The organism is Geopsychrobacter electrodiphilus DSM 16401, assembly GCF_000384395.1.
Taxonomy (GTDB): domain Bacteria; phylum Desulfobacterota; class Desulfuromonadia; order Desulfuromonadales; family Geopsychrobacteraceae; genus Geopsychrobacter; species Geopsychrobacter electrodiphilus.
On sequence record NZ_ARWE01000001.1, the window covers coordinates 309,285 to 335,674 of the forward strand.

Sequence of the window (26,390 nt, forward strand, 5' to 3'; positions counted from 1 at the left end):
CCCCCAGAAGCTGTGACAACGAAAATTTATTTAACACCTGCCGGAACGACCCCGGCGTCCCGGATGATCTTCTCACCCGCCGGACTGAAGATGAACTCAACAAAGGTTTTGGCCAGGCCAGACAACTTGCCTCTCCAGACCAGCCCGAATGGTGCGACCAGGGGGTAAGAACCCTTCTGGACATTTTCTTCAGTCGGCGCAATTCCGTTGAAAGAAAAAATCTGCAAAGGATGATTGAGGGTGGCGGCCAGGGCACTGTAGCCGAGGGTGAAGGCATGGTCCGCAATGGTCTGAATGGTCTCCGGGGTTGAGTAAATCGTCTGGCCGACCGGTTGGGCGATGCTGGCAACTGCTGGAACCACCTTCTCGATTACTGAGCGTGAAGAATCCCCCTCTTCACGCAGCGCGATGAAAATTTTATGCGCCGGGCAAGCGCCCAGCTCTGACCAGTCGGTCAGCGAACCGGAGAGAACCCCGACCAACTGGGCGCTGGTGAGATTATTGAGGCAGCGGCTGGGGAGGTTAGCGGCGAAGATCACCGGTGATCTGGCGAAAACTCGATACTTTAGGTCGGCAGCTTTTGCTCGCTCCTTATCTTTCAACGGTCGGGCGACCCGGGCCAGGTCGCAGTTTCCTTTTATCAGTGATTTGACACCACCGGAGGAACCGATGCTGTCCGGCACCACAACCTGCATCCCCGGATTAACGACCTCAAAGGCCTGCGCCAGAGTTCGCAACAGCTCCTGGCTGTCGCCGGTGCCGTCAATCGTAATCTGATTTTGTGCGGCGGCGGGCATTGCGAGTGTAAGAAGAAGTCCTATCATCAATAACCCGTGAAACACTGATTGTCGCATGCTGACCTCCGATGTTTAAGTTCGAACGACAAATCTTCTGTGAAAATGAGACCGTCGATAATTTACGCTGGTGACTGCACCCTCATTGGAACGACCAGAGGGAGGGTCAAGGTAAAGGTGGTCCCTTTGCCGACTTCACTGGTCACTTTGAGCTCCCCACCATGATTTTTGACGATGTCATAGGAGATGGTCATCCCCAACCCGGCCCCTTTGCCGATCTCTCTGGTGGTGAAGAACGGCTCAAAAATCCGTTTAAGGTTGTCTGCCGGGATGCCGCAACCGGTGTCGGCGACCGCAATATAGATTTGTTCGCCGTCACACCAGGTCTTGATTCTGATTTCGCCTTGTTTCTCAATTGCTTGAGCAGCGTTAAGTAGCAGATTGCCGAACACCTGGCTGAGTTGGTGAGGGTAGCAGGAGAGGTGGGGCAGTTCGCCGAAGTCACGTTGAATAAGGGCCTTGTTTTTGATCCCGTTCCAGACCAGATTGATGGTGGTCTCCAGGCAGCGGTTGATGTCGGTAGGCTCGCGGTCGTTTACATCTCGCCGGGCAAGATCCTTGAGGCCATCCACAATTCTCCGGATCTGATCAGTTCCCTCCAGAGATGCGGCGATGAGTTTCTGTCCCTCCGTCAACAGGTCATCGATTTTATGCATTTTACCTGATACGGCAGCTGGGTCGCGGGCCTCATCAGTCGCCTGTTCCGCTATCACCTTCTCCTGAATGCCCGGCTGCCCGAGAACCTTGCAGAAATATGTGTTCAGGGTGGACAGATTACTTTTGATAAAGCCGAGCGGGTTGTTGATTTCGCGGGCCACCCCGGCTGACAGCTGGCTGGTCGAGGCCATTTTGTCCTGGTGGCGGATCATTGCCAGGGATGTCTGGAGGTCATTAAGTGTCTGGCTGGCTCGCAGCATATAGCGCAACCGGTAGCCGAGCATAATTAAGTTGAAAGGTTTGGTGGTAAAGTCAGTGGCCCCGGCCTCATAGGCACGTTGAGCGGAGTCCACATCGTCCAGACCGGTGATAATCATCACCGGGACGTGTTCGCCGGCGGGTCGTTTCCGCAAGGCACGGCAGGCATCAAAGCCGTTCATGACCGGCATCATGGCATCCAACAGCACAGCTTGTGGCTGTACCTGGTCAAAGACTTCTAGCGCGGCTTCGCCGTTTTCAGCTTCGGCAATGATGAACCCCTCTTCCTGTAAAAACATGCACACCATCACCCGGATGGACGCATCGTCATCCACCACCAGAATCAGAGGACTTTTTTTTTCAGCGCCGGCCAATGTTCGCTCCTCATAAAAATGCCAATGGCGTTTTGCTTTTACAAATTCTCAGGAACAACGCCTTAATCCTGTATTATTAGCATGGTTTTATGTCAATAGCGATTATGTAATGTTTGCTTTTGTGAGATTTGAAATAAATTGACTTGCCGCGACCGCTGTGATAGTTGAGGCGGAGAGTTTTTAATCCGTGAGGAATACTGAATGATCTTGGCAGCGGCGGCAACAGAGGCGACCATGGCGGCAATCGACCGCCGGAGACTGTCTACAGCCTAAGCCGTTGTGAATCACAATTGAGCAGTTTTTATCAGGCCATGGACAGTCACTGTTCATGGCTTTTTAGCATCCGGAGATTCAGGAGAGAGACTATGCGTAACAATATCGTGCACATCGGGGCTGGCGAGTTAATCTACGAAATCCGCGCGATCGTCGAGATCGCAGAAAAGATGAACCGCCTGGGGATCAAAACCAATATGGAAAATATTGGCGATCCGATCGCCAAGGGGGAAAAAATCCCGCAGTGGATGAAGAAGATCGTTGCCGATCTGGCGATGCAGGACTGTTCTTACGGGTATTGCGCGACCAAGGGTCTGCTCGGCACACGCCAATTTCTGGCTGATTTGACCAACGCCCGCGGCAAGGCGCAGATCACCCCGGAGGATATCATCTTTTTCAACGGTCTGGGCGACGCGATTCAAAAGGTCTACGGCCTGTTGAGTCGTGAGGCGCGGGTCATTGGACCGTCCCCCACCTATTCGACCCACTCTTCGGCGGAGGGCGCACATGCAGGGCAGAAGCCTGTGACTTATCGACTGAATCCGGATAACAACTGGTATCCTGATCTCGATGATCTGCGCCTGTCGGTGCAATACAATCCCGCCATCTCCGGGGTTCTGATCATCAATCCGGATAACCCGACGGGAGCTGTGTACCCGGAGCGGATTCTCAAGGAGATCATCGCTATCTGTACGGAGTATGATCTGTTCCTGATCTGTGATGAGATCTATCACAACATTGTGTTTAACGGCGAAAGCACCAAACCGATCTCAGACCTGATTGGTGACCTGCCGGCGATCTCGATGAAGGGGATCAGCAAGGAACTCCCCTGGCCTGGATCACGCTGCGGCTGGATCGAAGTTTACAATGCCGATAAAGACCCGGTTTTTGCCAAGTATATCCAGAGTATTCTGAACTCGAAGATGGTCGAGGTCTGTTCGACGACGCTGCCGCAAAAAGCGATCCCGAAGATTCTCAGCCACCCGGAGTACCCGCTATATCTGGAGACGCGTCGCCTGCGCTACGAGAAATATTCAAATATCGCCTATGATATGTTGAAGCAGGTGCCCGGGCTTAAGGTGAATCGCACCAATGGTGCCTTCTACATGAGCGTCGTGTTCAAGGCGGGTCTCTTGAACAATCAGCAGTCGCTGCCGATTGAGAATGCTGATGTGCGAGCACTGGTCGATGGCTTGATCAATGTCCCGGGCGTCAGCCATGATAAGCGCTTTGTCTATTATCTGCTGGCCTCGACCGGTATTTGCGTGGTGCCGATTTCGTCTTTTTGTACCGATGAACGTGGTTTCCGTGTGACCCTGTTAGAGATGGACGAAAAGGAATTTACCAAAGTGTTCAAGACTCTGGCCAGGGCGGTCGGTGATTATCTTTCTTCCGGCGAGCGGCGTGCGGCAGACGCAAAAATGGTAGACTGACCGCATGAGAAATTTTGCTGCCAATCAACTGATCTCTTCTCGTGACGACCTGCTCGCTTACCTGCGCTCTGGGGCGCGTCCCCGTGAAGACTGGGGGATCGGCCTGGAGACAGAAAAGCTGGTAATCGACGCTGGAACCGGCGAAGCGGCAAGTTATGGGCAGATTCGTGAGCTTCTGACCCAGCTTGATGGGACGGCAGGCTGGCAGGGGATCTATGATGATGAAGCCCTGATCGGCCTGCAGGGGAAGCGCTCCTCGGTGACGCTTGAGCCAGGGGGGCAGCTCGAGCTCTCGGGTCGGCTCTGTTGCGATATGCACTGTAACAAACGCGATCTGGCGCGTTACACCGCGCAGATCAATGAGGTTGCGCCGCGTCTGGGGCTTGCCATTCTTGGTTTTGGGATTCAGCCCTTCACCCCTTTGCCACAGATCGAGTGGCTACCGAAAAAGCGCTATGCCATCATGGGTCCCTATATGCTCAAGACCGGTGACATGGGGCAGCGGATGATGAAGCAGACCGCCGGGACTCAGGTCAATCTCGATTATCTGGATGAGGCGGATTGCGTGCGCAAGCTGCGGCTGCTGCAGTGGCTCGCTCCGGTCTTCTATGCCTTGTTTGCAAACTCCCCGTTACTGGACGGGGTCGAATGCGGCTATCTGTCGGTACGCGGCGAGATCTGGTCACGCACCGATAATGATCGCTGCGGACTGATTCCGGCCTTTATGGAGAAGGGCGGATCCCTCGATGACTATGTCGCCTATGCCCTGCAGACGCCGCTCTATTTTTTGCAGCGGGGGGCAAGACTGGTCGATATGACCGATCGACGGATCAGCTTCGCCGATTTCCTTGAACAGGGCGCGAAGGGAGAGGTTGCCTGTTTGGGTGACTGGGATGTCCATCTCTCGACCCTGTTCCCTGAGGTTCGTTTACGCCCTCAGCTTGAACTGCGGACTCCTGACAGTCTGCCTCCAGATTTTGCGCTCGCGGTCGCGAGTCTGGTCAAGGGTCTTTTTTATGATGACCTGGCTCTTCAGCATGCTGAAGCTCTTATAGAGGATCTGAATTTAACCCGGAGACAGGAGCTTTATCGGGAATCCTGGCGGATCGGATTGAAAGCCCGTTTTGGTGAGGCAACTCTGCTGGAACTGGCGCGTGAACTCGTTGCGTTGGCCCGACAGGGGTTGGCCCGCCAATATCTTCAGGGGTACAACGCGGATGATGAATCCTGTTTCCTTGACCCGCTGGAACCAATTTTAAGGTCGGGGGAAACCCTGGCCGAGCTCGTTTTGGCGGGATGGCATGGCAGCCGGCAGCAGAAGTTGAAGCATCTGCAGCATTTCTGCGGCTATGCGTTTAAAGCCTGAGCCTAACCAGGAGACTGCACAGATGAGCAGTCCTTCTATGTTGATATGGACTCAGATTTTTGTGCGGGACTCCCTGTGAGAAAAAGCCGGCGCAACCCTGTATCCCCCCTTGTCTTTTCGACGCGTTCCTGTTTCAATGTCAGCTCTCGACCGGGCGGAAATCCCTGACCCGGCGTTCTTTTTTCTTCTTATGAAGTGATAAGAGTCGTTCGAACGCAGCCGCCCAACAAAGGAGTTTTCATGCTGCCGAAAGAATTTACTGCCCCCATCGTCAAAGAATCGATCAATACCATTCGCTTGCTGGCGGCTGATGCCGTTGAAAAGGCCAACTCCGGCCATCCCGGAACGCCCATGGAAGCGGCCCCGATCGCCTACCTGCTGTTTAACCGTCATCTGCGACATAATCCGGCCAATCCGAACTGGGCCGGGCGTGATCGGTTTGTGCTCTCGTGCGGACATGCGTCAGCCCTGATCTACAGTATGCTGCATCTGAGCGGTTACGATCTGTCGCTGGATGATCTGCGGAATTTTCGTCAAGCAGGGAGCAAGACCCCAGGGCATCCCGAGTTCGGACATACACCCGGCGTCGAGACAACTACGGGTCCTCTGGGTCAGGGGGTGGCCGTGGCCGTCGGGATGGCAATGGGGGCGCAATTTCTGGCGCAACAGGTCGATGTTGAGCTGTTTGATTACCGAACCTGGGTGATCTGCAGTGACGGCGATCTGATGGAAGGGGTGTCGTCTGAGGCTTCTTCACTGGCAGGCCACCTGAAACTCGGCAATCTTAATTATATCTACCTGGACAACAAGATCACCATCGAAGGGGATACCTCTCTGGCTTTCAGCGAAGATGTCGGCACACGCTATCTGGCCTATGGCTGGCATGTGCAGCGGGTCGAAGGGGAGAATCTGGCCGAGATCGATACTGCGATGGAGCGTGCCAAAAATGACTCCCGTCCGTCACTGATCATCGCCCGTACGCATATCGGGATCGGGGCGCCAAACAAGCATGATAGCCACGAAGCCCACGGTGCACCCCTGGGCGCCGATGAACTGGCACTGACCAAACTGGCCTATGGCCGGGATCCCAAAGAGTGTTTCGTGGTGCCGGAGGGCGTGGCCGAGCATATGCGCGGTTCGCTGGCGCGTGGCGCTGAGGAGGAGGCCGTCTGGAACAAACAACTGACCCTGAAAAAATCGATTCCGGCGGTCGCTGCCTGGCTGGACGTCGCCGATGGCGAACTGCCGGCAGGCTGGGGGACTGAATTGCCGGTCTTTACTCCTGCGGATGGCGCCAAGGCGACCCGCCAAGTCAGCGGAGCCGTGATTCAGGCTCTTGCCAAAAAGATACCGTTGCTGCTCGGCGGGTCGGCCGATCTGGCGCCGTCGAACAATACCGAAATCAAAGGTGCTACATCCTGGCTCCCTGGGAAAAGTGGCCGAAATATCCACTACGGCATTCGTGAGCATGCCATGGGTTCGATCATGAATGGTTTAACCCACACACCCGGGATCATCCCGTTTGCCGGGACCTTTTTTGTGTTTGCCGACTATATGCGCCCCCCAATCCGTCTGGCGGCGATGATGGGACTGGCTCCGATCTACGTCATGACTCACGACTCTATCGGTCTGGGGGAGGATGGCCCGACCCATCAGCCGGTGGAGCATCTGGCCAGTTTGCGGGCGATGCCGAACCTGACCGTGATCCGTCCGGCCGACGCCAACGAGACTGTCGAAGCCTGGAAGGCGGCGATCGCCAATCGTAAGGGGCCGACCATGCTGGTCCTGACCCGGCAGGGGCTGCCCACTGTTGATCGCGCGGTTTATGGTGCGGCCAGCGGTCTGCAACAAGGCGGCTACGTGCTGGCGGCGGAAGAGGGCGAACTACAGATGATTTTGATCGCCACCGGCTCCGAAGTCCAGCATGCAATGGCAGCACGCGCAGCCCTGCAGGCCGATGGGATCGGGACGCGTGTCGTCTCGCTGCCCAGCTGGGAGCTTTTCGAGACCCAGGCGCAGGCCTATCGTGATGCGGTGCTGCCGCCAGCCTGTACAAAGCGGGTGGCGATGGAAGCCGCATCAACCTTCGGCTGGGAACGCTATATCGGTTGCGCCGGCACTGTGATCGGGATGACCAGCTATGGGGCGAGCGCCCCCGCGGGCGAGTTGATGGTGAGGTTTGGTTTTACCGCAGAGCATATGATATCAGAGGCCAAAGCGCTTCTCGGCTGAGAGGTCGCCAAAAGACAGTAGCAAAAAGGGTGGCCCATCACGGACCGCCCTTTTTGCGTTTGATCTAACGTTTAAGGCACCCTTAAATTTTGTTCCTGATGCCGATATAACCATTTGGGGTTCCGGTTTGTCAGGTGCTGGGTGGACTGGGTTTCGTTTTGGGCTGATTTTGAAATTAGACCCAAAAAAACAGTCAACCGATGTTGGCAAGGACCTTATTTTGACGGCACTAGCGTGTTGTGATATCAGACCTTGAGGTCCAACGGCCAACAGGAGTCAGCGCATGGAGATAAAAGAGTTTTGCCGCAACCTTGATCGGTTGCTTGCCAGTCGTGATCTGCTAGGAGCAGGGTTGGCCCTTGCTGTGAAAGCGATCGGCCAGGGCCTGAACGTCAGCACGGGGGAGATTGCCCTGCTGCTGGCGGATGAAAAGGCCGAGGCCTTGCACTTTCTCTGGCCACGTGGCCTACAGAATTCGGGAACCATCCCTTTCTCCAGTAAGGAATCTCTGGCCGCTCGGACCTATCGGGAGTTGGAGCCTGTGATGAATAACAATTTTTCCGTCACCCGCCATACTTCAATTTTTGAAGTGTTTCCGTTAAAAGAACAGTATGGACAGGCCCTGCCGATTCAAAAGATTCTCAGTGTTCCGATTCGAAATCGGGAGCGTTGTCTCGGAGTCTTACAAGTCTGTCGCAAGGCCGCCAGCCACGCCGAAGCGGGCCCGGATTTCACCCGCGAGCAACTTTTGGGTGCGGGACTGATCGCCCGGACGCTCATGCGTCATCTATAGGGGGGATGGATAAGGAAAAAGAGGCAAAAGCCTGCGTTGATAGGTTATACTTTACCCGAGGTAATTCACGGAATGCGGAAGGTTCAGCGCCTTGGGCTAAAACCCGCGAACTCCCTGAAGAGATCGCCGGGCTTGGCTTTACAGTCGGGTGTCCGTTTCGCCGTTGTGATGGATGATTATAAGACAAAGTGTTCTTTTGAGGGGAAGTAATAGTTATGAGTGGAATGGCGCAATCTCACTATCGTCTAGGCATGAACTATTATCATGGCAAGGGGGTTGATCGAAGTTATTCTGAAGCCCGGAAATGGTTTCGATTAGCCGCTCAGGAGGACTATCCGCGGGCTTATTTCATGTTGGGACGAATGGCCGACACGGGAAAGGGCTGTGAGCAGAATCCTGAAGAAGCGGTCTTCTGGTACCGTAAGGCAGCCGATAAAAATTACGCGCGTGCACAAAATCAATTAGGGCAGGCTTATTTCAGGGGACGTGGTGTTGAGCCGAGTTATAATGAAGCCCTCAGATATTTCAGGCTCGCGGCTGCCCAGGGTTTTTCGGATGCGCAGTACAATCTTGGTCTGATGCACGCCAAAGGGCATGGGGTGCCCAAGGATTTTTCAGAAGCCAAACGCTGGTGGAGCAAGGCAGCTGAACAGGGAAACCCCAAGGTTCAGTTTACTCTTGGGCACATGTATCTGGTAGGTAAGGGGGTCAAGCGTAATTATGGCAAAGCCCGGCAATGGTTCCGTCAGGCTGCAGACCAGAATTTTCCAACCGCCCAATATCATCTGGGCCTCATGTATGCGCGTGGTACCGGAGTACTACAAAATTTCACCGAAGCGTATAAATGGCTACAGAAGGCTGCCGAACAGGATTATGTCGATGCTCAATACAGCCTCGGGAGTATCCTGGCCCGTGGAAACGATGAAATCCGAGATCCTGGCAAGGCCTTGGTCTGGTATCTGAAAGCCGCAGAACACAGCCACTTGAAGTCCATGGTTGCTGCAGGCCAATTGTACGCCAAGGGGTTGGGTGTTGCCTCTGACCTTAATGAAGCGCATCGCTGGTGGATGACCGCCGCTGACGCCGGGAATCCAGATGCTCAGTTCAATCTCGGGGTGATGTACATCAACGGCAAGGGTGTCGCACGCGATTATATGAAAGCTCGCAAGTGGTGGACGCGAGCCGCAGATCAGGGTCATACCAAGGCACAATATTGTTTGGGAATCATGTATTCAACCGGTACAGGAGTTGAGCAGGACGTTGATGAAGCGATGAAATGGAAAGAGGCAGCTGAACTTTGGGAGACTCTTGAATAAAGTCTTTCCAGAAATGACGCTGATGACAGGTTTTTGTTTCAGTTAAAAAACAAAAAGGGCTTACAGCTTTTTGTCTGTAAGCCCTTGAATTATTGGCTCCCTTTGCAAGACTCGAACTTGCGACAAGGTGATTAACAGTCACCTGCTCTACCAACTGAGCTAAAAGGGAATAGCGTGTTGCGGGTTCGGAATATATGGGATTGGACGCCCGCTGTCAAGTATTTTCAGGCCGATTTCAGCTACCTTTTTTAAGGTCAATCAGGACCAGTTTGGCGACTGCTTTGAGGGTTTCAAAGGTCCCTTCTCCGGAGGAAGCGCAGGCTTCAAGGTCGGGCACCCCGTTGGGGTTGAGCAGGTCACGAAGCTCTTCTACAGGGGTGCAATTTGGGAGGTCCCGTTTGTTGTATTGAATAACAAATGGAAGTTTTTCGAGCTGAAATCCTTGTTCCTCAAGATTGTCCTTGAGATTTTCCATACTTTCTATATTGGCATCTAATCGTTCTTCTTGAGAGTCTGCAACAAACACCACACCATCAACCCCTTTCAGGATCAATTTGCGTGAGGCGTCGTAAAATACCTGCCCCGGCACCGTATAGAGGTGAAAGCGGGTTTTGAAACCACGAATTTCACCCAGGGCCAGAGGCAAAAAGTCAAAGAACAGGGTCCGCTCGGTTTCAGTCGCAAGGGAGATCATCTTCCCCTTGGCGTCTTGAGCAGTCTTGTTGTAGATATACTGCAGGTTGGTCGTCTTGCCGCAGAGACCAGGGCCGTAATAGACGATTTTGCAGTTAATCTCGCGTGAAGCGTAGTTTATGAAGGACATAAGTTATTAAACCTCGATCAGTTAAAGAGGTTGTCTATATCGTCGTCGGTAATTTCGGCAAATGGACTGTCGACGCCGGGGGATGCAGCGTGAATCTCTGTTTTCCTGACCAGTTCAGCGAAGACATTTTCAAGATCAATGCTGGCTTTTTTGACCCGCAGTCGAACGAGACCCAGTGAACTGCGTTCATCGAAGATGACAACCAGAATGACACGCCCGCCGATGATGGAGATATGGAGATTGTCCTTCTCTCCCTCGTGAAACAGGATCGAGAATTCCTTCTCGCCAATCAGTTTGGCCAGTCCCCCGGTTGCTGCAATGTTGCCAGCCGTCAATGACGCCAGGCTTGTCGTGTCGAGATGCTCTGTTTCGCCGGCGGCAGCGATAAGCTGTCCGTTTTTGTCGACCAAAAAGATAACTTTTGAGTTCGACTCCCGGAGAAGTTTTTCGATGAGCACCATGATGCGCTTGTATTCCTCGTCATACATGACCAGGGATGATTGTGGCCCAAGCATCGGAGTCTCCTTGTGGAATTATTGAAATACCATTGCACTGTATAACACTCTGACTCAAAAGAATTCAAGGCTTTTCGCCAAGTTGGCTTGCGCTCCCATGGAGAAAAACGACAAATGCTTACACTCCAACAGGGCCAGAGTTGACTTGAATTGCTGAAAACTCTATCTTCACGGAGCTACTTTAATGCTGTTGTGGCGATGAGCCCGGGAGAAATTGTATCTAATGTCGCCAAATTATGAATTGCCTCTGGGTTTGCGACGCTGGCACCAGCACGTAGACGAGCCTGTCGATGAGCAGCGTGAGGGGTATGACCTTGCGTTGCTCGAAGATTGTGAAAATGCCTATCGGTTTACGGCGCTTGTCAGCTCAACTAAAATTCAGCCTCTGGTTCGTGCTTTTTCTCGCTATCTGGCAGGAGAAGCATTTTTTATTCTTGAATACTATCCTGAGGATTCCTTGATCCAACGCACTTCAGAGACTGATGACCGTCCGGTTCCTGAAGTTTTTTACTCCCCCTACATGCCGACCGCCGAGATTATCGGCATGGTCCAGCCTTTCTTTGAGCGTCTGGTGCACGATGGTTTTGTCGGATTCGGCCTGGCTAACAACCGTCAGGGGCTGGAGATGTTTTTCTCTGAAGAGAAAGTCCTGACCTTCTTCACGGATAACCATCTAAGGCTATGCAATTTTTTTCAGCGTCAGGGCCTGCCATTTAGCCCCGATCTGGTTTTGCCTGCCGATTTTGGCCATGATCATGTCTCCTTGCTCGGTCTGCCCAAACAGGATCTACCAGAATCTATGGCTCAACTGCACGCCGATGACCTCGATTCCGTAAACTTCTGTCAGCAGCTTATCGATCTGCTCGATATGTACCCGGTCGAAGAGGGGATCTCTTTCTTTTTGACGCGTAAGGAACAGGATGAAGTGGCTCGTCTCATTGGAGCAGAAGCGCGATTTGATGAGATGGGAGAGGTCGAGTTTGGCAGTCTGTTGCTGAACTGGAGCGACTTTGTTGTTGAGTGTGAAGAAGGATTTGATGGGGATCTTGAGGAATACCGTCTGGGGCTTAAGGTCCGAGACTTGATTCAGTTTGTACTCGAGGGTGTTGCCGGCGAATTGGCCGAGAAAATTTCCCGAATTCTCGAAGAACCTGATGGGAACTTCCGCCGTATTCTGGTTGACCGCCGTAAGCGTATCGACAGCCCCGATTCAGGTGATGCCCGCCAGGAACCCTTCTGGTACCAAGGTGTTGTCCGGCAGCAGGGGGTGGAGCTGCGTCGCGACTTGATTCGTAGCGGCTGGTTTGCGCGTTAACCCGATAATGATCTGTCTGCTGGCGGCGACCCCTCATGAAACGGCGCTCTTGCGCCAGCAACTCCCCTTGTCGCCCGATCCACTTCTGCCTGGGCGCAGTTTTTCCTGCCACTTCTGTGAAGTTAAAATTCTGTTAGTACATACCGGTATCGGCGCGGTTTCAGCTGCGTTTAATTTGACCCGCCTGCTGGAACGCATCGCGCCACAAGCATTGATCGTCTTCGGTTGTGGTGGCAGTTATCCAACCAGTGGGCTCCAGAATGGCGATCTGGCATTGGCGACATCTGAACTCTTCGGAGATCTGGGGACTGCCAGTGAAGGGGGCTTTGTACCGCTTGCCGAACTGGGGATTTCTGCGCAACCGGGGGCACCCAAACTTTTTGAACAGCTGCTTTTTCTGAACGATAAATACTACACAGCTGCTCTTGCCTGCTTACGTGAGGCACCAGAGCTGAGTCAGTTCAAAATCAGCCTGGGGCCGTTTGTTACGGTGAATACGGTGAGTGGCACCGAAGTGCTCTGTCGCGAGCTGGAAGCCCGAAGTGGTGGTCTCTGCGAGAATATGGAAGGTGCTGCCCTGGCTCAGGTGGCGAGGGAATATTCCATCCCACTGCTTGAGGTGCGAGGGATATCAAATCCCTGTGGCACCCGCGATCGTTCCTGCTGGGATCTGCCCGCCGGTATGGCCAGCGCCCAGCGCGCCGTTTTGCGCCTGTTGAAGGATCTACCTGAATTGAGGAAGCGCGCATGCAGTTGACTCTCGGCTATTCCCCCTGTCCGAACGATACTTTTATTTTTCATGCCTTGAGTCATGGTCTGGTTGAGGCCCCTTTCCGCCTGCAGGTACGGCATGAAGATGTTGAAACCCTCAATCAGCTGGCGCGGCAATCGATGCTGGATTTGACCAAAATCAGCTATCACGCCTTCGGACATCTGCGCGACCAATATTGTTTATTGCGAGCCGGCGGGGCCCTGGGCCGTGGTTGCGGACCCCTGGTGGTGGCGAAACGACCGATGGAGATGCGTGAACTGGTGGATCAGACGATCGCCATCCCGGGGGAGTTGACGACCGCCAATCTGTTGTTGCAGCTCCACGGGGAGGGCTATCGTAAACTGAAGGTGATGTCGTTTGAGCAGATCATGTCGGCTGTCGCTCTGGGTGAAGTCGCCGCCGGTGTCATTATTCACGAATCGCGGTTTACTTTTGCCGAGCAGGGGTTGGTCAAGCTGCTTGACTTGGGGGACTGGTGGGAACAGGAGACCGGTCATCCGATCCCGCTCGGGGGGATTCTGGCGAAACGAAATCTGGGAAAAGCGCTGATCAACGCGGTCGATGATGCCATTGGTCGGAGTCTGGATTACGCCTGGGCTCATCCTCGGCAGGCTACCGCGTATATCTGCGCCCATGCCCAGGAGATGGATGAAGCGGTGATGCGCCAACATATTGAGCTCTACGTGAATCAGTACTCGCGCGATCTGGGTGATGCCGGCGTTGCCGCCGTCGAAGATCTCTTTGCCCGCGCCGAAAAGCGTGGGCTGATTCCTGGGAGCAGTCAGGCTCTCTTTGTCTGACTATCATGCAGTTTGAATTTAAAAAGGCCGTCTCCTTTGCAAAGGAGGCGGCCTTTTCGACTTTTATAAGATAAACCTGAATCAGGCTTTTAATTTCACCGCTTTGATGTATTTGGCGTCGATCGCCGTATAGATCTTTTGCAGGGTTGCCTCGTCAGCCGGGGAGTCGATCGAGAAGACGACCATCGCTTCGCCGGCCTTTTCGCGGCGTCCGAGGCTCATGTTGCCGATATTGACTCCGGCGTCGCCGAGGATGGTGCCGATCTTCCCGAGGGCGCCGGGACGGTCGGCGTAGGTCATCACCAGCATGTGCGCTTCGGGGCGGAAATCGATATCGAAGTTGCGCATCTTGACGATCTTCGGCGTTCCCTCAAACAGGGTACCGGAGACGGTGCGCGAACCTTCTGCGCTCTCCAGGGTCAGTGTGATCAGGTTGGAGAACGATTCAGTTTCCGTCGAACGAATCTCTTCGACGGCGATCCCCATGTTGTGCGCCACCAGGTTGGCGTTGACCAGATTAACCTCCTGCTCGGTGCAATGATTGAGCAGCGCGGCCAGGCCACTGACCGTCAGCGGTGCACAGTCGAACCGTGCCAGCTTGCCGTGATAGGTGAAGGTGATCTTGTTCGGGTTGGGCGGCGCAAGCTGTGAGATAAAGTCGCCGATGGTGCTGATCAGTCCGATGAAGGGTTTCATCTGGTCCATCAGGTCCGGGTCGAAACGCGGAATGTTCAGCGCATTCTCAAGCGGCAGACCATCCAGATAGCTGATAATTTCTCTACTGACGTCGACCGCGACATTTTTCTGCGCCTCAAAGGTGTTGGCGCCCAGATGCGGGGTGACCACCATATTGGGATGGCCGATTAACTGCTTCAGGGTTTCGGTGTCTGGTGGCTCCTTACTCCAGACATCGAAGGCTGCACCTATGACCTTGCCGCTGTTTAAGGCCTCAAGGGTTGCCTCCTCTTCAAAGATGCCACCACGGGCGCAGTTGATGATGATGACGCCGTCCTGCATTTTGGCAAAATGCCTGGCCGTGATCATCCCTCTGGTTTCTTCGTTGAGCGGTGTGTGTACGGTAATCACGTCGGCGAAACGTACGATATCGTCCAGCGGCACCAGCTTCACACCGAAATCTTCGGCACGTTTTTCTGCAATGTAGGGGTCGCAGGCGATGACTTCCATCTCGAACGCCTTGGCGCGTCGCGCCACCCGGCCTCCAACCTTGCCTAGCCCGATGATCCCGAGTGTGCGGCCTTTCAGTTCATGCCCGGTGAAGGGGGCGCGATTCCAGGCGCCACTCTTGAGGTCGGCGTTGGCCACCGGGATGTTGCGGCACAGGCTGAGTAACAGGGCCATGGTATGCTCGGCCGCTGAATTGGTATTCCCGAGTGGCGCGTTGACGACGATAATGCCACGTTTGCTGGCCGCTGCGACGTCGACATTGTCAATGCCGACTCCGGCGCGGGCGATCATTTTCAAATTGGTTGCGTGATCCAGCAGCGCTTCGTCAACGGTGGTGCCGCTACGGGTAATGATCGCCTCGTAGGCTCCGATGGTATCATGAAGTTGCGCCTTGGAAAGGCCGAGCTTCTTGTCCAGCTCTACGCGAGGGTCCTCGAGAAGCAGCGCCAGTCCGTTCTCTGAAATTTCATCTGTCACCAGTACTTTCATCTTTGTACCTTTCATGTCTGCCACTGCCTGGCGGGGAATTTAAAGAGGGGGATTTTATGCCCAACGGCCACGGCTGTCAACGTTCCGCTCGCGTCGAGGAGGCTGGATTGATCTTAAAAGATGGAAAATAGCGGGGAATATGCTTTACTCTGTGTCAATCACTCAAATTAAAGGCAAGGATTAAATCACGATGGCAATTATGATCTGGAATGAAAAATACAGTGTTGGCGTTACAGAATTGGATGAACAGCATAAGTCCCTGATCCATATGATCAATGAAATGCACTACGCCATGAATAATGATAAGGGCCAGGAAGCGATCACCTCAATCATTGAGCAGATGTTCGCCTATATGGAACTCCATTTCTCAACCGAAGAGGGCTACATGCAACAGTTCGGCTATCTTGGGTTGTTGGCGCATCAAAAATCACATGAGGAGTTCCGTAGCAAAGCCAGGGATCTTCGCGAACGCGTCAGCGCCGGGGAGTTTGTCCTGTCATTTGAAATCCTTCAGTTTCTCTCCGACTGGCTACAGAATCACATCCTGGTCTCCGATATGAAGTACACCTCCCTCTTTGCCGAAAAAGGGCTGCGTTGATCAGTACGATTTACGAAAAATCGTTTTGTGGCACGAGGGACAGGGGGGGATGCGCACGGTCGCTTTGAGGCGCAGCTCCTTACCGCAGTCCTTGCAGGTCAGGGTGCCGGGACTGGTGACCTCGCCGGTGTGAAACTCAAGGACCTTTTCTGAGCGATCTGCGATATCCCCCAGAAAATCGGCAGTTGAAGTGAGCAGCTTGGCCAGGCCACTTTGAACGCCGGCCGCTAAACGGTGGGGCTCCGCTGCCGCAATGACCGTGTCGCGCGACTGTTTGAGCTTGCGACCGACCTCGGTGAGGTCACGGCGTAGATAGGCCCCAGCTTTTTCGGCTTGTTCACGGGTATATTCACCCCCAGACGCAATTTCATCCCCCGCTTTTTTTAACGCTTCATCGATGCTTTTGCGTCCTTCCTGTAAAAGCTCAGCGGCGCGGTCAGCAATCTTTTGATAAAGACGAACGTCCTCGTTCTCTTCGGGATTTTGTTTTTGCTCAGTCATTGATTGTCGCTCCTGTGAAGAATTGTCGGTTGTTGTTATGCTTCTTGGAATTGTAGCAGACGAATGAATAAATTTCTTGCAAAGCCACCCGGGATTTAACGAAAACCGCGCTTCTGTCTTGTGTGACCGCGACCGATCTTTTAGACTCGTCAAAATTTAAATTCATTCCCGCGTGGAGAGACCATGGAAATCGACCTGACACAATTGAGCCATCTGATCTATAAACGGACCGATAAAATTGAAGCGATTGTCGCCGGTAGCGGTTATTTGCCGCGTACCGTTATCGGTGTCGGCACCTACCTGCTCGACAACGAGGGCAATCTCGACCTGCTGACCGCTAAACAGCAGGTTACCTTTGAAAAATTCCTCAAGCCGCTGCTCGAAGCGGCCGCCAGCAAGGCCGGGCGTGTCTGACAAAATGGGGGAAAATCCACTAGGACTATAGCTGAACCATCTCGATTGAAGTGCAGATCCTGACCAGCTGTGTTCGGATTTGCAGTGGGTGCTTACCCGGCCCGTTACCCAATACTCACTTGGTCAGAGTGCCACCACAAATGCTCTATTCACCCTCATTATCCACGACCCTCGCCAGCAGCTGCTCCGTCCTCAAGCTCTTTGTGATCCCGGTTGGCGGCGGCATTCCGGCCGGGGTGCTCCTGGCCCGGGGGCAGGGGTTGGCTTGGCCGCTTATGGCCCTGATCTACCTGATTTCGGACGTGATCCTCGCCCTGATCTTCGAGCCTCTGTTGCGCCTGGGGAGTCGCTGGGGGAACAAAAATCGACTCGGCGCCCGCATCGGTGCTGTCTTCAAGCAGGCCACCGCGAGAAGTGTCGCCCATTTCAATGGCACCGGGGCCGGACCGTTGGCCCTGATCATGATCGCCTTCGGCGTCGACCCGATGACCGGTCGCGCCTCGGCCCTGGCCGCGGGGCACGGTTTCGTTGTCGGCTGGATGATCGCCATCGCCGGGGATATGCTCTATTTCAGCGTGATCGCCGTCTCCACCCTGCGCCTGAACACCTATATTCACGATCCCAACACAACGATGCTGATCATCCTCGCCGCGATGTTCCTGATGCCGGTCGCAGTTCGCGCACTTAAGGTGCGGCTTGCAAGAGTGACATAGAGTTCGCAGGGGATTACCTACCTCTCTCGCAGTCTGAGCCAGCATCTCGCTGGCTTTTTGGTTAGGTTCCTTGCCTGTTCTGTGCCGCGACGATTCTGATGGCTCGGTTATGGATTGACGGTTCGGTGCGGGGCTGATGAGAAAGATGATTACAAAGACTACCGTCATACCGGCTTAGATCCTGGCTGGCGGCTTTTTGTTTTTTGGACCATGGGGGGATGAAGGAGGAGTTTTTCCAAGCGATATCTTTTTTCCCCACGCCTTCGGTTTCAGAAAAAGGCCGGCAGAAAGCTACCTAAAGAAAATTCCTTAAAGCAACAAAGTAACAGCGTCCCCCCTGTTTCACTAACTGGTCACTGCCCCGCGTGACGCCGAAGACACCAGGCGTGCATATTTGGCCAGTACCCCGCGTAAATAGCGGGGCGCGGGCGCCAGCCAGGTACTGCGCCGGCGTTTGATCTCGTCTGCAGTTACCAGCAGGTTAAGCTCCTCATTCTCCAGATTGATCTCGATCCGATCCCCTTCTGTAACCAGTGCCAGCACCCCTCCGACCTGTGCCTCCGGGGCAATGTGGCCGATCATGATGCCGTGGGTGCCGCCGGAGAAACGCCCGTCGGTGATCAATGCCACGCTGTTGCCAAGCCCCGCGCCCATCAGCGCTGCCGAGGGGGCCAGCATCTCCCGCATCCCGGGGCCGCCTTGCGGACCTTCATAGCGAATGACAATCACATCGCCCGGCAGAATTTTCCCGCTCAGAATCGCTGCCAGCGCGTCCTCCTCGCGTTCGAAGACGCGGGCCGGACCGGTGCTGGTCGAAAGCGCCTTGCCGCTCTGCTTGAGGACGCAGCCTTCAGCCGCCAGATTACCGTGCAGAATGCGGATATGTCTTCCCGCCGGGGCATAGGGCTTATCCGGAGGGAAGACGACATCCTGACCGCTCGGCAGGTTGGGAACCTCCTTGAGGTTTTCGGCGACGGTTTTGCCGCTGACGGTCAGGCAATCTCCATGCAGGTAGCCGGCGTCAAACAGCAGCTTCATCACCATCGGGACGCCACCCAGCGGATGCAGGTCATTCATCAGGTAGCGGCCGAAGGGTTTGAAGTTGCCGAGCAGCGGCACGTTTTTGGTGATCGCCGCGATGTCGCTGAGGGTCAGATCGACCGCTGCCTCTCTGGCCAGCGCCAGCAGGTGCAGCACCGCGTTGGTCGAGCCCCCCAGCGCCCAGGCCAGGGTCAGGGCATTCTCGAAGGCCCTGCGCGTCATGATATCGCGGGCCGTCAGACCCGATTCGAGTAAGCCGAAGAGTGCGGCCACGCTGCGCGCCGCATCCCCGCGTTTATCGACTGAGATGCAATTGTTGGCATCGACCGCCATATTGGAAGAGGACCCGGGCACACTCATGCCAAGCGCTTCGATGGCGGCGGCCATGGTGTTGGCGGTGTACATGCCACCGCAGGAGCCGGCACCGGGACAGGCGTGGCATTCGATGGCGTGCAGTTGCCGGTCATCGATTTTGCCTGCGGCATGGGCGCCGATTCCTTCAAAGGCGCTGACGATATTCAGGTCCTGATCAGCGTGGCGACCAGGTAGGATGCTGCCGCCGTAGAGGGTCAGGCCGATCAGATTATTCCGCGCGATCGGCATCAGTGCCGCGGGAATAGTTTTGTCGCAGCCGCTGAGGGTCAGTACCGCGTCGACCCGGTATCCTTCGGTCATCACCTCGATGGCATCGGCAATCACTTCGCGGCTGACCAGCGAGTATTTCATCGCTTCGGTCCCCATTGAGATGCCGTCGGAGACTACCGGCGTGCCGAAGATGATCGCCTTGCCGCCGGCCGCTTCGATTTCGGCCTGCAGCAGATCACCCAGCTCTCGGATCTGGTCGTTGCAGGGGGTGCCGTTGGTGTAGGGAACTGCCAGCGCGATCAGTGGTTTGTCAAAGTCGGCATCCGTAAAGCGGACCGCCCGCAACATGGTGCGCGCCGCCGTACGTTCGACCCAGTTATCGCCGTCCCGCTTACCGGTGATTTCGCTGCTGCGTCGCTTCATCGCTGCCTCCGCTATGTTTTCGGACCGCTTTCCTCCGGGGAGGGGAGAACGGATACCTCCTAGTTAAATCTTAGCATGCGGGTAATTTATAGCGGTAGTGGACGAAGTTTAGATGGGAACGGGGAGGGCACATCGTTGGCAGTCAGAAAAAGAGCGACCACTTTGGCTACCGGGTTGTCCAGGTTTGACCCCTATGGGTTTCGATTCCCTCTGGGTTTTTATGTATACCCTCAGGGGTTTTGATAAATTTAGTTGAATAAATATAATTTCAGACGTCGATTGCTTTTCCGATTCTCAGTGTTAATCATCTAAAAAAATAGGAAGAAATTAGCAATATCTCGACAAAGCTAACCCTCTATTAAGGGGGACAGAAAGCCACGGATCTTCATTGTGAAGATGGCCGATCTGCCGAAGGATTTTCATCCTTATGGTTTGCTCGATGGGCAATGTTCGCACCCAGACACTACAGGGCTTTCCTGCAGATGAGATGAAACAACTGATTAACAAAATACCTTGAGTATGTCAGTTGCAATCGAGTTAAGGAACGGTGTCGGGCGATTTATCTCTTGCTTACCCGGCACTGTTTCAGCTGCGTGGCTAGTTATCCTTACCGATGTTCCAGCCAACGGCTCAGGCTCTCGATAGAGATCGGAATCATTCTGTAGTTGTCGCCAAAATCACCGGCCTGTCGCTTAAAACGATTATTCGTGTTGTCGTTACTTGCCTGGCTGTTTTGATTGTTGAAAATATCTATCTGTCCACACCCAGAGAAACCAGAAAGGGGGCAGGATTGAACGGACCATTTATTATCACTCTAGGCTCTGGGTTGATCCCCCTTTTTAGGGGAGATTTTCTAACAGTCTCCTCAGGAGCAAGCATGAATAAGTTTCAAGAGACTTCATGCTGTCACGGAGCATAATCTGACCAAAGTAAGTTATGATAACAAGGAAGGCAAACCTGTCGTTGTCTGACATAAAGTATCGAAGAGAGAGGTCAATGATCTCAATCAGCGTACCCAAAGCCCTTCATAATCCACACGTGGTATTCCATGAGTCCGAAACTTCCGGGTCATTCCTGCCCGTATAGCCTTCCATTTGTTACGGAGGCATCAAGGTGTGAGTTTGCCCGATTTGCGCTCTCTTTAGAGGAGTCCTTTCACCACATGGAGGTCATTATGTTCAATCTTCGTTTTACCGCCTGTCTTGCGCTTGTATTTTTCAGCCTTTTTCTGGGGGCGTGCAGCAAAAAGGAGGCAGGTCAGAAAGAAACAGGAACAGCCAAAGTAACGGAGTCCACAGAAACAGGGAGCAATCAGCGAGGGCAAGAAGTCTATGATGGGGTTTGTCACTCCTGCCATAGCACCGGAGTCGCCGGCGCTCCAAAACTTGGCGATAAAGCCGCCTGGAGTGGACGAATCGCTAAGGGCGTAGATGCTCTGGTGCAGAGCGCTCTAAACGGCAAAGGGAGTATGCCACCCAAAGGTGGAGAACGTACTTTAAATGAGGCTGAAATCAGGGCGGCGGTTAATTATATGGTTGATCAGGCCCGCTAATTGCCAACATCATCACCGGCCTTATGAAGCCAGCGTCACATTTCAGTTCTGACCGGTACCCGGCAGGTCGTCTTTCTCAGGGAATGACTGCTTAGAGGGCTTAAGGACTTTCGCCAGGTTATCAGAACCTCTTTTTTCGATAAAAAATTGTCGGAAGGATTAAGACAAAAGAATCAAAGGCGGGTGGAGTTGAAAATGGGGCAGATCTAGATTGATCTCACCCCATTTTTAATGCTCTTCATGTTGCTTAAGCGCGTAGTTTGTGCCGACCTTGAGGTCTCCAGCTACAATCGCAAGCTTGGCGGTCTCTCTCCGGTAGGCGTCCGCTGCCGTCTCTGTTTAGCTCTCAAAAATCGTGGAACTTTTATCGGCAAACGAAGCGGTTATTCCAGGCTGAATGCGAATCAGACTCCGCCGGAATCAAGACCGAAGCTCTGAACTAAGCGGCAGCCGTCTGCAGCTGCACAGGCTTGTTGATGACATTCACCTGACCAAGCTTGTTGGTCCAGATGGTTCCACAGTCGCTACACTCGATAATTCCTTCGGCGAAGCCGTCGGAATGCAGATCAACTTCATTATGGTTATGATGGTTGCATGTTGGACAGTTCATAAAATTTACTCCAGTCAAATATGGTTTAAAATACTAGAAATGGTCTAGATAGTATGCAGTATACACTTCTGCACGATTGATGCAAGCGAAAAAATGGATATAAAACAGTAAGTTATCTCTATATGTGTTTTACCTGTTAGACTGCTGGTTTATTAATGCGCCGAGAGGGAGAGTCCCAGTTTTTCTTGGCGGACCTAAATCCCTGGTATACCCACGTAAAGACCAGGTGTGCGCAAAAACAGGCAGAAGCTTTAACCCAAGCTTTAACTTCCTGTTTTTACAGGGGACCGTCTTTTTCTTGATGCGAAGACGATAGAATGTCCCCTTGGACACGCGACAGTTGATTGTTCTGCCCGCAAACGAGCAGTTTTACTAACTAAAGAGGTTCTGAGCAGGAAATTCAAGTCGCACGGTAAAAGCAATTATCGATTTCTCCTCGCAAAATCCATAAAACACCCTTATTGTTTCCCTATTGTTCTTAATTACACCACCCATGAAGCGGTTTTGAGAACAGATCCGGGATGCCTCCTGCCTTGGGATGACGCATCCGCTGAGCAATGAGAAGGTGAACCATGCGCTTTATTCATACCTCCGATATCCACCTCGGCAAGACCTACCGTAACTCGCCCGGCGAAGCCGAACGCTATCAGGATTTCTTCGCCTGCCTGGCCGGCATTGTCACCGATGCGGTCAACGAACAGGTCGATTTTGTGCTGATCGGCGGCGACCTCTTTCACGTCGGGCAGATCTTGCCGAAAACCTTCGCCAGAACCATCGAAACCCTGCAGCCGCTTAAGGACGCCGGTATCCCCTGTATCGCCATCGAAGGGAATCACGACTGGATCCATCGCCGTGACAGCATTAGTTGGATGGAGGCGCTCTCCGAAATGGGCTATATCCGGCTGCTGCGTCCGGAGCGGACCACTGACGGCGGCTACCGCTTTGCTCCTTTCGACAGCGAAACCGGCAGCGGCGGACATGTGGTCATCGGCGGGCTCAATATATACGGTCTCGGCTACATCGGCGCCCAGGCCGGCAGCCACGTCGAACGGATCTGCGCGGCGGTTACCACCGAGAACAACCTGCTGCTCTTTCATGTCGGTATCTGGAGCTATTCGCCGGTCGAAATCGGCAACATGAAGCTCGAAGAAGCGCACCCCCTGGCGGAAAAGTTCGGATATGTCGCGCTGGGTCATGGCCACAAGCCCTACGTCATCGAAACCCCTGAAGGGCGATCCTACGCCTGGAATCCCGGAGCGCCTGAACGGGTCAACTTCGGCGAACAGAAGTATGACAAGGGCTATTGTTTTGTCACATTTGATGGGGCTGAGTATCAGGTTGAACGGCGCGCTACTCACCCGCGGCCGATGCTGGTTGAAACGATTAATCTCGAGGGGGCCGAGAGCGCCGAAGTCGCGTTGCAGAGCTTTGTTGTTCAACTGCGTGAAAAACTTCCAGCGCTTGAGGATGACCGCGCTCCGTTGCTCGAATTGAAACTGACCGGCCGGACAGGGTTCCACCCCTTTGAGTTGGGGCGTGAACGGCTGCAGTATGCGGTTGAAGAGATTCAGCCCGCTTTACACCTTGAACTTAAAAATCAACTTTCGTTGATCAGCCGCAGCACAGAAGCGGAGAATTCCCGGAAAAGTCTGGCTGAAATTGAGCAGGATGTGTTGCAGGGGTTGATCGGGGCGAACAGCGACTATCAGGGGCGTGAGGAGGAGTTGATCCGTCTGGCCATCTGCCTGAGGGATGCGGCCCAGCAGGGCGACCTCGACGGCGATGATCTGTTGGCGTTGCTGGACGGGGAGGCCTGAGGCGTGCGGATTCTTTCGATCCAGCTTAAAAACATCAAGTCACATACCGAGACCAGCCTCGACTTTTCGGCCGGAATCAATGTGCTCTCCGGGCCGAACGGCATCGGCAAAAGTACGATCTTTGAGGCGATCGGTTACGCCATGTTCGGGGTCGATGCCCAGAGTTTTGTCGGTAATATTGAGCGCTTTATCCGCATCGGCGCAAAAAAAGGCGAAGTGAGCATCAGCTTCGAGTCCTGCGCGGGGGAGCTTTTTCGCGTCAGCCGCAGCGTCGGGACAGCATCAAAGTGGTTACTGGCCCGGGAGGTCGGCGGGGCTTTTGAGGTCGAAGAACATAAGGATGCTCGCGAGACTGAGACTCGGCTCAAAGGGCTGCTTGGCCTTGAGAAGAATGGACGCTCACTGGCCGAACAGTTTGAATTGGTCATCGGTCCTTTCCAACATGATTTTCTCGGCCCCTTTGTCATCAAACAGCCGGCCAAACGCCGCGACAGGTTTGATGAGATCCTCGGGATCGATGCCTGGCGTACCACCTTCACGCGGACCAATGAACTTCTCAAGGCGATAAAGGCGAGGGTCGATGTGCTGCAGAGTGCGATAGGACCGCTTAAGGATCAGGTGGCGTCGCTGCCGGAAAAGCGCGCCGAACAGCAGCAGATTCAACTTAACCGGCAACAGACTCAGACACGTCTTGCCAGCTCTCAGCAGCAATTGAAAAACCTTGAGACCCAACTGACCGACGTCGACAGGTATGAGCAATCTCTGAAGTCTCAGGCGGTTGAAATTGAGACCTTAAAAGGGCGTATTGTCAACGGCACGGAGAAGATCGGCGAACAGAAGCGCTTACTCGGTGAAGCCGAAAAGGCCGCCCGGGTTATCGTGGAGACCACCGCAGGTAAGCTGGCTTTTGAGCAGGCGGAAACCCGGTTGGCCCAATTGCGTGAGCAGTCCAAATTACAGCGCCAGCTTGAGCAACAACTGGCTGCTCTCGACAAGCAGATCGGTTCTGTCTCCGGGCGGTTTGCCGCTGAATCTGCCGCTATTGTGCAGACCCGTGACGAACTTAATGCGGAAGAACAGAATCTGGCCGAAACCAGAAAACTCCTGGCCATTGATCAAGCGCTGCAGCAAGGCGCCGATCGCCTGCCCGAACTTCGTACTGCGATTGATGGTTTGCGCAAACAACTCGGTCAACTGGAGGGGCGGCGTGCCGGTCTTGAAGAGGGGAGCGAGAAGCTCGCCGCCGGAGTCTGCCCGTTCTTTCAGGAACCCTGCCTCAATATTGCCGAAAACCCGCCACAGGATGTCTTCTCCGCTAAGTTTGTCGAGCTGGCTGATCAGCGCCAACTGCTGAATGTCGAACTCAAAAAACTCGAAAGCGATGAGGAGATCGCCCGTAAAGCCAGCGATCAGGTCAAGGAGATTGAGGTCGGGATCAAGAGTCTGGATCAGCAGGGGGCAAGGCTCTTGACCAGGCGCAAAATAAATGAGGACAAAGCCCAGGGCCTGCAAGTCCTGCAGGCTGAACAAGTCGCTCTGCAAACCCAGTTGGTTGAAAAACAGCAGGCGTTGCGGACATACAGCAGTCTTCAGGCTGATATTGAGGCGGCGGAAGTGCAGAAACAAGAACATCAACCGGCCCGCGATCTTTACGTAGCGCACCTGAAACTGGCTGAGGAATTGGAGCAACGGACCACGGATCTCCACAAATTTGAACAGCTTTTCATCAAGCTGCAGGCGGATCTGCGTGCTAAAGAGCATGCTTATACCCAGGCAGAAAAGGGCTATGACGCCGATCGGCACCAGGAGTTGCGGCGTCAAAAAGATGCGCTGGGGCTTGAAGTCGGTGCGCTCGGGCAACAGGTAAAAGGCATTGAGGCCGACCTGACGCGACTGGCAAGGGAAATAGATAAACTTAAACAGCTTGAACAGGAGATTGCGGCCAAGCAGCTTGAGATCAAGGCCTATGCTGAGAAGGATGAGCTGGTCAAGTTTCTGCGCCACCGGGTCTTTCGCAACGTTTCGGCGGCGCTCTCCGAACGATTTCGCGAAGAGATCAGCCTGCGGGCCGACAAGATTTACCGCACCATTTCTGAAACCGATGAAGAACTCTACTGGGGGGAGAACTACCAGATCGTCCTGCGGGATATGGCCGACGGCGAGATCCGTGAGCGGGTCAATGACCAGCTCTCCGGCGGGCAGACCATGAGTGCGGTCGTCGCCCTGCGGCTGGCGATGCTGCAGACCATCGGCGCGCGCATCGCCTTTTTCGATGAACCGACCAGCAATCTCGATGCCACCCGACGCGAGAACCTGGCGCGCGCCTTTCGCTCAATCGACGTCGGCAAAGAGGAGGTCACCGAGCATTGGTACGACCAACTCTTTCTGATCAGTCACGATGTGGCTTTTACTGAAGTGACCGATCAGATTATCCACCTCGAGGAGAGGTTGTCCTCCGCATCTTAACCACAGAATTACCTCACTTCTCCCCTTGCGCGTGCCCGGAGTTGCTGGTTAAATTGCCCTTAAACTTTGGGGAATTAACCCTAGTTGAACCTGAACTTTTCTTCCTGATTAGACTTTTAAAAGGATGTAAGCTTTTTTATCTCAGGAACTTAATCGGACATCTGGTGAGTGGTAAAGTTTCAGCTGCTTTACTGTCGGATATTGTTGATTGGGAC

General features: G+C 54.0%; 22 protein-coding genes, 1 tRNA gene and 1 riboswitch. Of the genes, 14 read left to right on the top strand and 9 right to left on the bottom strand.

Going from position 1 to position 26,390, the window contains the following annotated elements; translation table 11 throughout:
* Nucleotides 1–26: 26 nt before the first annotated feature.
* Together D888_RS20375 and D888_RS20380 are read right to left on the bottom strand one after the other, a co-directional pair.
* The gene (locus D888_RS20375; RefSeq protein WP_169513259.1) at nt 27–824 is read right to left on the bottom strand and encodes a PstS family phosphate ABC transporter substrate-binding protein; all 798 of its coding nucleotides are present in this window, start codon (nt 822–824) and stop codon (nt 27–29) included.
* Nucleotides 825–916: 92 nt separating this feature from the next.
* Complete coding sequence (locus tag D888_RS20380) at nt 917–2,143, bottom strand: sensor histidine kinase (RefSeq protein WP_020674745.1); 1,227 nt, start codon at nt 2,141–2,143, stop codon at nt 917–919.
* A 365-nt stretch (nt 2,144–2,508) separates the two neighbouring features.
* On the opposite strand from D888_RS20380, the gene D888_RS0101450 reads away from it, so the two are divergent.
* The 5 genes from D888_RS0101450 (at nt 2,509) to D888_RS20385 (ending at nt 9,556) form a co-directional block, all read left to right on the top strand.
* Nucleotides 2,509–3,849, top strand: coding sequence for a pyridoxal phosphate-dependent aminotransferase (locus tag D888_RS0101450; protein WP_020674746.1), 1,341 nt, complete (start codon nt 2,509–2,511; stop codon nt 3,847–3,849).
* 4 nt (nt 3,850–3,853) lie between these two features.
* Nucleotides 3,854–5,215, top strand: coding sequence for a glutamate--cysteine ligase (locus D888_RS0101455; protein ID WP_020674747.1), 1,362 nt, complete (start codon nt 3,854–3,856; stop codon nt 5,213–5,215).
* Nucleotides 5,216–5,455: 240 nt separating this feature from the next.
* The gene (gene tkt / locus D888_RS0101460) at nt 5,456–7,447 is read left to right on the top strand and encodes a transketolase (RefSeq protein ID WP_020674748.1); all 1,992 of its coding nucleotides are present in this window, start codon (nt 5,456–5,458) and stop codon (nt 7,445–7,447) included.
* Between the two features lie 283 nt (nt 7,448–7,730).
* Complete coding sequence (locus D888_RS0101465) at nt 7,731–8,240, top strand: GAF domain-containing protein (RefSeq protein ID WP_020674749.1); 510 nt, start codon at nt 7,731–7,733, stop codon at nt 8,238–8,240.
* Nucleotides 8,241–8,455: 215 nt separating this feature from the next.
* Nucleotides 8,456–9,556: a tetratricopeptide repeat protein gene (locus D888_RS20385; RefSeq protein WP_083928749.1), complete on the top strand. Its 1,101-nt coding sequence runs from the start codon at nt 8,456–8,458 to the stop codon at nt 9,554–9,556.
* A 93-nt stretch (nt 9,557–9,649) separates the two neighbouring features.
* Here the strand turns inward: D888_RS20385 and D888_RS0101475 are convergent.
* The 3 genes from D888_RS0101475 to D888_RS0101485 form a co-directional block, all read right to left on the bottom strand.
* Nucleotides 9,650–9,725: transfer RNA gene (locus D888_RS0101475), tRNA-Asn, on the bottom strand.
* Nucleotides 9,726–9,791: 66 nt separating this feature from the next.
* Nucleotides 9,792–10,379, bottom strand: coding sequence for a GTP-binding protein (locus D888_RS0101480; protein WP_020674751.1), 588 nt, complete (start codon nt 10,377–10,379; stop codon nt 9,792–9,794).
* Between the two features lie 17 nt (nt 10,380–10,396).
* On the bottom strand, nt 10,397–10,894 hold the full coding sequence (locus D888_RS0101485; protein ID WP_020674752.1) for a roadblock/LC7 domain-containing protein: 498 nt from the start codon (nt 10,892–10,894) through the stop codon (nt 10,397–10,399).
* Between the two features lie 223 nt (nt 10,895–11,117).
* Between D888_RS0101485 and D888_RS0101490 the strand changes: the two genes are divergently transcribed.
* The 3 genes from D888_RS0101490 to D888_RS0101500 are packed head-to-tail and all read left to right on the top strand — an operon-like array spanning nt 11,118 to nt 13,781.
* Entirely contained in the window at nt 11,118–12,209 is a 1,092-nt protein-coding gene (locus D888_RS0101490) for a hypothetical protein (protein WP_020674753.1), read from the top strand.
* A complete protein-coding gene (gene mqnB, locus D888_RS20390) occupies nt 12,199–12,966 on the top strand; it encodes a futalosine hydrolase (protein WP_020674754.1) in 768 nt (255 codons plus the stop codon). Before D888_RS0101490 ends, mqnB begins: the two co-directional genes overlap by 11 nt.
* Entirely contained in the window at nt 12,957–13,781 is an 825-nt protein-coding gene (locus tag D888_RS0101500) for a 1,4-dihydroxy-6-naphtoate synthase (RefSeq protein ID WP_020674755.1), read from the top strand. The genes mqnB and D888_RS0101500 overlap by 10 nt, the downstream gene beginning before the upstream one ends.
* A gap of 81 nt (nt 13,782–13,862) precedes the next feature.
* On the opposite strand, the gene serA is transcribed toward D888_RS0101500, so the two are convergent.
* Nucleotides 13,863–15,455, bottom strand: coding sequence for a phosphoglycerate dehydrogenase (gene serA / locus D888_RS0101505; protein WP_020674756.1), 1,593 nt, complete (start codon nt 15,453–15,455; stop codon nt 13,863–13,865).
* 190 nt (nt 15,456–15,645) lie between these two features.
* Between serA and D888_RS0101510 the strand changes: the two genes are divergently transcribed.
* Nucleotides 15,646–16,053, top strand: a complete 408-nt coding sequence (locus D888_RS0101510) for a bacteriohemerythrin (RefSeq protein WP_020674757.1) — start codon at nt 15,646–15,648, stop codon at nt 16,051–16,053.
* Here the strand turns inward: D888_RS0101510 and D888_RS22795 are convergent, their stop codons facing one another.
* Nucleotides 16,054–16,554, bottom strand: coding sequence for a zinc ribbon-containing protein (locus D888_RS22795; RefSeq protein WP_020674758.1), 501 nt, complete (start codon nt 16,552–16,554; stop codon nt 16,054–16,056).
* A 183-nt stretch (nt 16,555–16,737) separates the two neighbouring features.
* Between D888_RS22795 and D888_RS0101520 the strand changes: the two genes are divergently transcribed.
* Complete coding sequence (locus D888_RS0101520) at nt 16,738–16,968, top strand: hypothetical protein (protein ID WP_020674759.1); 231 nt, start codon at nt 16,738–16,740, stop codon at nt 16,966–16,968.
* A 140-nt stretch (nt 16,969–17,108) separates the two neighbouring features.
* A complete protein-coding gene (locus D888_RS0101525; protein WP_020674760.1) occupies nt 17,109–17,681 on the top strand; it encodes a hypothetical protein in 573 nt (190 codons plus the stop codon).
* 345 nt (nt 17,682–18,026) lie between these two features.
* Here D888_RS0101525 and ilvD read toward each other — a convergent pair whose 3' ends face one another.
* On the bottom strand, nt 18,027–19,745 hold the full coding sequence (ilvD, locus tag D888_RS0101530; protein ID WP_425402577.1) for a dihydroxy-acid dehydratase: 1,719 nt from the start codon (nt 19,743–19,745) through the stop codon (nt 18,027–18,029).
* 321 nt (nt 19,746–20,066) lie between these two features.
* Nucleotides 20,067–20,143, top strand: a riboswitch (cyclic di-GMP riboswitch).
* Between the two features lie 761 nt (nt 20,144–20,904).
* Here ilvD and D888_RS20400 point away from each other — a divergent pair.
* Nucleotides 20,905–21,282, top strand: coding sequence for a c-type cytochrome (locus D888_RS20400; protein ID WP_083928932.1), 378 nt, complete (start codon nt 20,905–20,907; stop codon nt 21,280–21,282).
* 439 nt (nt 21,283–21,721) lie between these two features.
* Here the strand turns inward: D888_RS20400 and D888_RS23870 are convergent, their stop codons facing one another.
* The gene (locus D888_RS23870) at nt 21,722–21,892 is read right to left on the bottom strand and encodes a hypothetical protein (RefSeq protein WP_020674763.1); all 171 of its coding nucleotides are present in this window, start codon (nt 21,890–21,892) and stop codon (nt 21,722–21,724) included.
* A gap of 572 nt (nt 21,893–22,464) precedes the next feature.
* Between D888_RS23870 and D888_RS0101545 the strand changes: the two genes are divergently transcribed.
* Nucleotides 22,465–23,709, top strand: coding sequence for a metallophosphoesterase family protein (locus D888_RS0101545; RefSeq protein ID WP_020674764.1), 1,245 nt, complete (start codon nt 22,465–22,467; stop codon nt 23,707–23,709).
* A gap of 3 nt (nt 23,710–23,712) precedes the next feature.
* Complete coding sequence (locus D888_RS0101550; protein ID WP_020674765.1) at nt 23,713–26,175, top strand: AAA family ATPase; 2,463 nt, start codon at nt 23,713–23,715, stop codon at nt 26,173–26,175.
* The last annotated feature ends 215 nt before the right edge of the window (nt 26,176–26,390 follow it).